Origin of the sequence: Mucilaginibacter sp., assembly GCF_039207105.1 — a bacterium.
In the GTDB taxonomy this organism is placed as follows: Bacteria; Bacteroidota; Bacteroidia; order Sphingobacteriales; family Sphingobacteriaceae; genus Mucilaginibacter.
The window spans coordinates 1-6,225 of record NZ_JBCECK010000225.1; the positions used below are offsets into that span (position 1 = coordinate 1).

Genomic DNA, 6,225 nt, shown 5'->3' on the forward strand with positions numbered 1-6,225 from the left:
GCGACCCCGACCTTGGCAAGGTCGTGCTCTACCAACTGAGCTACTTTCGCATTGGGAGTGCAAATATAGACAGAAAAGTAATTTCTGCAAGAGGAAAAGTAAAATATCCTGATAAAGTGATTTTGCCAATACCAAAGCGCTTGTCTAAACATCTATTTAGAATGATTTTAAATAATATTGTTTAGAAAGGTTCTAAATAGTACCTTAGCGGCGAATTAACTAATCACACTATGATAAAAAAACTTACATACTGCATCCTGCTGCTCTTTATTTTCATTTCTCCGGTATTGGCACAATCGGGTGGTATCAGCGGTTCTGTTAAAACGGCCGATGGCACACCTGTAGATTTGGTGGGCGTTAGCATTAAAGGCTCGCCCAAAGGAACGCTTACCAACAAAAACGGAATTTACCAGCTCAAAAACATTGCTCCGGGTTCTCATACTATTGTAGCCTCGTTTATAGGCCTAGGTAAGCAGGAGCAGGTTGTAGAAGTTAAGGCAGGCGAAACAGCTACCGCAAACTTTATCCTGAAAGAAAACGCTGCCCAATTGCAGGAGGTTATCGTATCAACAAAAAAATCAAAAAAGATAAACACCATTGTTGCTAAAATGCCTTTGAAAAACCTGGAGAACCCACAGGTTTACAATTCAGTTTCTTCAGAAATTATCAAGCAGCAAAATATTACTACTTATGATGATGCTTTGCGCAATGTGCCGGGCATTAGCCGTACGTGGGAGTCAACCGGTCGTGCCGGTGATGGGGCTTCTTACTTTGCATTGCGTGGATTTGATGCCCAGCTATCTTTAATTAACGGTTTGCCAGGTTTAACCAGCGGAAACCTGGATGTGGCCGATGTGGAAGAGATACAAGTAATTAAAGGCCCATCTGCCACGCTTTTTGGCGCCAGTTTTTACGGTTATGGCGGTATCATTAACACCGTAACCAAAAAACCATACTTTGATTTTGGCGGCGAGGTTACCTACAATGTAGGTAGCTATGGTTTAAACCGGGTTTCGGCAGATATTAATACGCCTTTAAGTAAAACCGAGAAGATAGCCTTGCGTATTAACACAGCTTATCATACCGAAAACAGTTTTCAGGATGCAGGATTTAAAAAATCATTCTTTATAGCGCCATCGCTTACCTATGAAGTTAACGATAAACTATCCTTTAATTTTTTAACCGAGATACTGGAAGAGGAACGTGCAGTAGCACCGGTGTTTTTTCATTCAGACAGGCTGAATCCTTTGCTTTTTAAAAACATAGAAGAGCTGAACCTGAACAACAATCTGTCGTTCATGAGTAATGATCTGACCATTAAAAACCCGAGGTTTAATCTACAGGCGCAAATGCAATATAAAATATCAAGCCAGTGGACTTCACAAACTGTACTTTCAAGAGGGACTGTTAAATCAAATGGTTATTATACCTACATATGGGATGATGAGTATGGGGATAATTATTTTAACCAATATTTTCACAAAGAACAACAAACAACCAGCACTACCGATATACAGCAAAACTTTAACGGCGATTTCAAGATAGGTAAACTCAGAAACCGTTTATTGATCGGGTTAGACTTTTTTAACCGCAATGTCATTGACAATGGCTCGGGTTGGGCATCGGTTAGGCACGTAACCCCGCAGCAAGCAGAGGTTCAATATGTCGATCGCGCAACAGGCGACACTATTCCACCGGTGTACCTGTCGCAGGCTTTGGTTGATAATGACCTGGCTGCTACAGATGGTGCCCGTAGTAATATCAGCAACAGTTCATACAGCATGTATGTATCTGATGTTATTAATTTTACCCCCGGCCTTATGGCAATGGTTAGCCTAAGGGGTGATTACTTTGACTCTAAAGGTGAAAAAAGCGATCCTTCTGATAATTTTCATCAATTTGCGGTGTCGCCCAAGTTTGGTCTGGTTTATCAGCCTGTGCTGGATAAAGTTTCTGTTTTTGCCAATTACATGAACGCGTTTATTAACGTGGCGCCTCAGCAGGTAACAGATGCCGACGGTAGTAACCCGCGTGTAAAATCATTTAAGCCTGAGCATGCCAACCAATGGGAGGTGGGTGTGAAAACCAACCTGATATCGGATAAGCTGAATGCTACGGTATCTTACTATGATATTAAAGTGGCCGATAGGGTTTACCCCGATCCGGGAAATCCCAATAATTCCTTACAGGGCGGTAAAGTAGGGAGTAAGGGTTTTGAGATAGATTTGAACGCCAACCCGGCGCGTGGGTTTAACCTGATAGCCGGTTACAGCCATAATTCAACGAAAATATTGGAAGGAAATACAGATGATTTTTATAACGAACCCGGCCGGAGCCCCGGCGGTCAAGGTCCGCAGGATCAGGCAAACCTTTGGGCAACCTATAAATTTAATACAGGTAGTTTAAAAAACTTTGGTTTAGGCGTAGGTGGTAATTACGCGGGCAAATACCGGGTGATTGACAACAGTGTAACCGGTGTATTTGATTTGCCAAGCTATACTTTAATTAATTCAAGCCTGTTTTATAATGCCGATAACTATAGAATAACATTTAACCTGAATAATATCACTAACAAACAATACTACATTGGGTATTGGTCTGTAAACCCGCAAAGGCTCCGCAATTTCGCGCTTAGCTTTGCTTATAAGTTTTAACAGAGCCGCTGTTTACTGTAGTAAACAACAGCTTCCCGGGCAACCAGGAAGCTGTTGTTGTTTAAAGTGGATAATTATATCTGCGCGGTTCCGCCATCAACAAATAGTTCAATACCTGTAATAAAACTTGAATCTGCCGAGGCCAGGAAAAGCGCGGTAGTAGCGATCTCCTCCGGCTGGCCAACACGACCCATCGGTATCAATGAAGCAAATGAATCAAGAGTTTCCTGCGGTACGCCATCAAAAGTACCAGTTAAAATAGTACCGGGACTCAATACATTCACTCTTATTTTTCTTGCTTTAAGCTCAACGGTCCAGGTTCTGGCCAATGAACGTACCGCGGCTTTACTGGCATTGTAAACGCCCATCCCCTCAAATCCTTTTACCGAAGCGATAGAACCCGTCATGATGATTGATGCGCCGTCATTCAGTATGGGCAGCGCTTTTTGCACAGTAAATATGGTTCCCTTTACGTTAACATCAAATGTTTTGGCGTAAACAGCTTCCGTAACAGTGCCAATAGGTACCCCGAAATCGCCTACGCCTGCACTTGCGTACAATACATCTATCTTTCCTTTTTCGGCTTTAACTACCTCGTATAAATGGTCCAGATCATCAAGGTTGGCCGAGTCGGCACGTACGCCTGTAACATTGTAACCTATTTCTTTAACAGCGGCATCCAGCTGATCCTGCTTGCGGCCGGTAATAAACACGTATGCACCTTCTGCTACAAATAATTTTGCGGTGGCTAAGGCCATGCCGCTGGTAGCGCCGGTTATTACGGCTACTTTATTTTCTAATTTTTTTGACATTTTCTGTTGTATCTAATGTTATCCATTCATCCGGATAACTATACAAAGTTGAGCTATAGGCCTCTCGAAAAAAATGTCATATGACACAAAATAATGGTACTATTTATGCGCAAAGTGTTTGCGTATGCGGTTGAGGGTTTCGCGTGAAATACCCAGGTATGAGGCAATCATATATAAAGGCACCCGGTTAAATACGGTTGGAAAGGATTGAACAAAGTTCAGATATTTCTCTTCGGGTGTATAACTAATGGCAATATGTATCCTGTTCTGAGTAGCGTTGAAGCTTCTGGCCAATGTACGTTCCTCAAAAGCATGCAATTCCGGAATTTTTGTTTTTAGTTCGTTAAAGGTTTCCCTCGGCCAAAGTAAAAGTTCACTATCTTCAAGGCAGTCTATATAGCTTTTTGAGGGCAGGCCGGTAGTCAGGCTTTCGCGGTCACTTATCCACCAGTTCTCAATCGCAAAGCGCATGATATGCTCAGCACCATCATTACCGGTCCGGTATTGGCGCAAACACCCTTTAGTTATAAAAGTATTATATCGGGATACCTCACCCTGCTTTAAAAGGTATTGTTTTTTCTTTAGCTTTTTTGGAATGCTTGCGGCCAGGATCATTTCAAGCTCTTCAGGTGTGAGATTTGCTTTGTCGCTGATATATTTTCTGAAGACTTCAAACATTGATTTAAAATTACCCACCAAAACTATTTAATTATGCCTGCAGATTAAATATACCGCTTCTATTTGAAATTGGGCTGACATAATTTAAGCCGAAGTATTATTTTCTGATATCAACTACTACCTCTATATTTATCATTATTAAATAAAACTTAAATCTTATTCTACCTACGCCTTATGAAATGTAAACTTTTAATTGTCGCATTGATGGCTGTTTTATTTGGCCAGTGTACAGTTGCTCAAACGCCTGTATTTAATAAAGCTAAAATGGATAGCCTGATGGATATACTGGCTGCCAATAATAAAACTATGATCAGCCTTGCTCTCAGGCAAAATGGTCAATTGATATATAGCAGGGCCATTGGTTATAGTGTTATCAACGATAAACAAAAAGTAGCTGCTACAACAGATACTCATTATCGCATTGGCTCTATCACCAAAGTTTTTACCTCGGTAATGATATTTCAGCTTATTGAAGAAGGTAAACTGCAATTGAGTACACCATTGGCCCGTTATTTTCCGGATATACCCAATGCCGCTAAAATTACTATAGCTCAAATGCTAAATCACAGCAGTGGGTTGCACAATTTTGCTGATGATAGCAGTTTTCTGACAGCAATGAACAAAAAACAGACGCATGCTGATATGCTGACTATTTTTAAACAAAATAAACCCGATTTTGAACCCGGTACCAGGCAGGCTTACAGTAACACCGGGTTTGTATTATTGGGTTATATAATAGAGACCATAGATAAAAAGCCGTACGCACTTGCATTAAAAGATAGGATAGTAAATAAAATAGCTTTACCAGACACTTACTACGGTGGTAAAATTGATGTAACAAAGCAAGAAGCGCAATCATACAACTGGCAGGATAGTAATTGGAAAAACCTGACAGAAACAGACATGAGCGTTCCGGGTGGGGCAGGGGCCTTGGTATCAAACCCTAAAGCACTCACCCAATTTATAAACGCCCTGTTTACCGGGAAGTTAGTGAGTGATAGCAGTCTTAATCATATGAAAAACATTAAAGGGCAGTTTGGTATGGATCTGATGGGCTATCCATTTTATAGTAAAACGGGTTTTGGCCATAATGGCGGCATTGATGGTTTTCAGTCGCAGGTTGTATATTTTCCGGAAGAAAAACTGGCTACTTCCTACACCGCTAATGGAGTAAACATGGATTTGAATGATATGATGATAGGAGTGCTGAGCATCGCCTTTAACCGGCCATATACCTTGCCTGATTTTACGCTTAGAACCGGTATAAAATTTCAACCGGAGGATCTGGACAAGGATCTGGGAGTATATTCCGGTGGAGGACTACCAATGAAAATTACGGTAACCAAAAAGGATGCTACTTTAATAGCGCAAGCTACAGGTCAGTCATCGTTTCCATTGGAGCCGATTACTGCAAATGAGTTTCAGTTTGCCCCTGCCGGTATTGTGATGGTATTTGATGCTGCCGCTGGCAAACTTACGTTAAAGCAAGGTGGCCGTAGTTTTGTAATGATCCGGGAAAAATAAGATCAGTCAATAATATAACCCTGTCTGACCGGTTGTTCGGGCAGGGGCTTTTCGGCCATTTCTAACAGGGTGGTTTCTATCATAAGGCACATGCTGTTCAGGGCAAGGTCATTGGCTTCCAGGCCAAAAGGTTCCTCTATTTCATCGGCTACGGCTTCGAGGGCCACAAAGGTGTAAGCTATAAAAGTAACCATAAGCGGGGTAAACCAACCCAAACTGTCAACGAAACCAAAGGGTAGTAAAAAACAATAAATATAAACAGTGCGGTGCAGCAAAACCCGGTATGTATAAGGTATTGGGGTGGATGCTATCCTTTCACAACCGCCAACAATATCTGATAGTTTACTGAAATTTTCGTCAAAAGCTGTTTGTATAATAGAATCTATTTTGCCCTGTTCTTTTGCAGTTTGCACCCAAATAGCCATCTGTTTCATGAGTATAATAGGTTTATAAATAGCTGTGCTTAATTTATCTGCAAGTTCTGCGGGTAGCCTTTTGCGCATATCGGCATCAGCATCGGTGTGTCTTAATTGATGTTTTAGCGCATAGGTAAGGGC

General features: G+C 41.5%; 6 protein-coding genes. 3 read left to right on the plus strand and 3 right to left on the minus strand.

Going from position 1 to position 6,225, the window contains the following annotated elements:
* Both AAGC65_RS24220 and AAGC65_RS24225 read left to right on the plus strand, forming a co-directional pair.
* Positions 1-185 (plus strand): hypothetical protein (locus AAGC65_RS24220; RefSeq protein WP_343115040.1); only part of this gene is annotated, 185 nt, incomplete at its 5' end.
* 45 nt (positions 186-230) lie between these two features.
* Positions 231-2,654 (plus strand): TonB-dependent receptor, encoded by a 2,424-nt coding sequence (locus AAGC65_RS24225; protein WP_343115041.1) that lies wholly within the window; start codon positions 231-233, stop codon positions 2,652-2,654.
* Positions 2,655-2,728: 74 nt separating this feature from the next.
* Here the strand turns inward: AAGC65_RS24225 and AAGC65_RS24230 are convergent, their stop codons facing one another.
* Together AAGC65_RS24230 and AAGC65_RS24235 are read right to left on the minus strand one after the other, a co-directional pair.
* Complete coding sequence (locus AAGC65_RS24230) at positions 2,729-3,466, minus strand: SDR family oxidoreductase (RefSeq protein ID WP_343115042.1); 738 nt, start codon at positions 3,464-3,466, stop codon at positions 2,729-2,731.
* A gap of 99 nt (positions 3,467-3,565) precedes the next feature.
* A complete protein-coding gene (locus AAGC65_RS24235; RefSeq protein ID WP_343115043.1) occupies positions 3,566-4,144 on the minus strand; it encodes a Crp/Fnr family transcriptional regulator in 579 nt (192 codons plus the stop codon).
* Between the two features lie 174 nt (positions 4,145-4,318).
* Here AAGC65_RS24235 and AAGC65_RS24240 point away from each other — a divergent pair, with 174 nt between their 5' ends.
* A complete protein-coding gene (locus AAGC65_RS24240) occupies positions 4,319-5,668 on the plus strand; it encodes a serine hydrolase domain-containing protein (protein WP_343115044.1) in 1,350 nt (449 codons plus the stop codon).
* Positions 5,669-5,670: 2 nt separating this feature from the next.
* Here the strand turns inward: AAGC65_RS24240 and AAGC65_RS24245 are convergent.
* On the minus strand, positions 5,671-6,225 hold a 555-nt coding region (locus tag AAGC65_RS24245), incomplete at its 5' end, for a bestrophin family ion channel (RefSeq protein WP_343115045.1).

Coding starts and splice junctions, on each gene's coding strand:
- AAGC65_RS24230 (WP_343115042.1), bottom strand. CDS start 3,466: ATGTCAAAAAAATTAGAAAATAAAGTAGCCGTAATAACCGGCGCTACC.
- AAGC65_RS24235 (WP_343115043.1), bottom strand. CDS start 4,144: ATGTTTGAAGTCTTCAGAAAATATATCAGCGACAAAGCAAATCTCACA.
- AAGC65_RS24240 (WP_343115044.1), top strand. CDS start 4,319: ATGAAATGTAAACTTTTAATTGTCGCATTGATGGCTGTTTTATTTGGC.
- AAGC65_RS24225 (WP_343115041.1), top strand. CDS start 231: ATGATAAAAAAACTTACATACTGCATCCTGCTGCTCTTTATTTTCATT.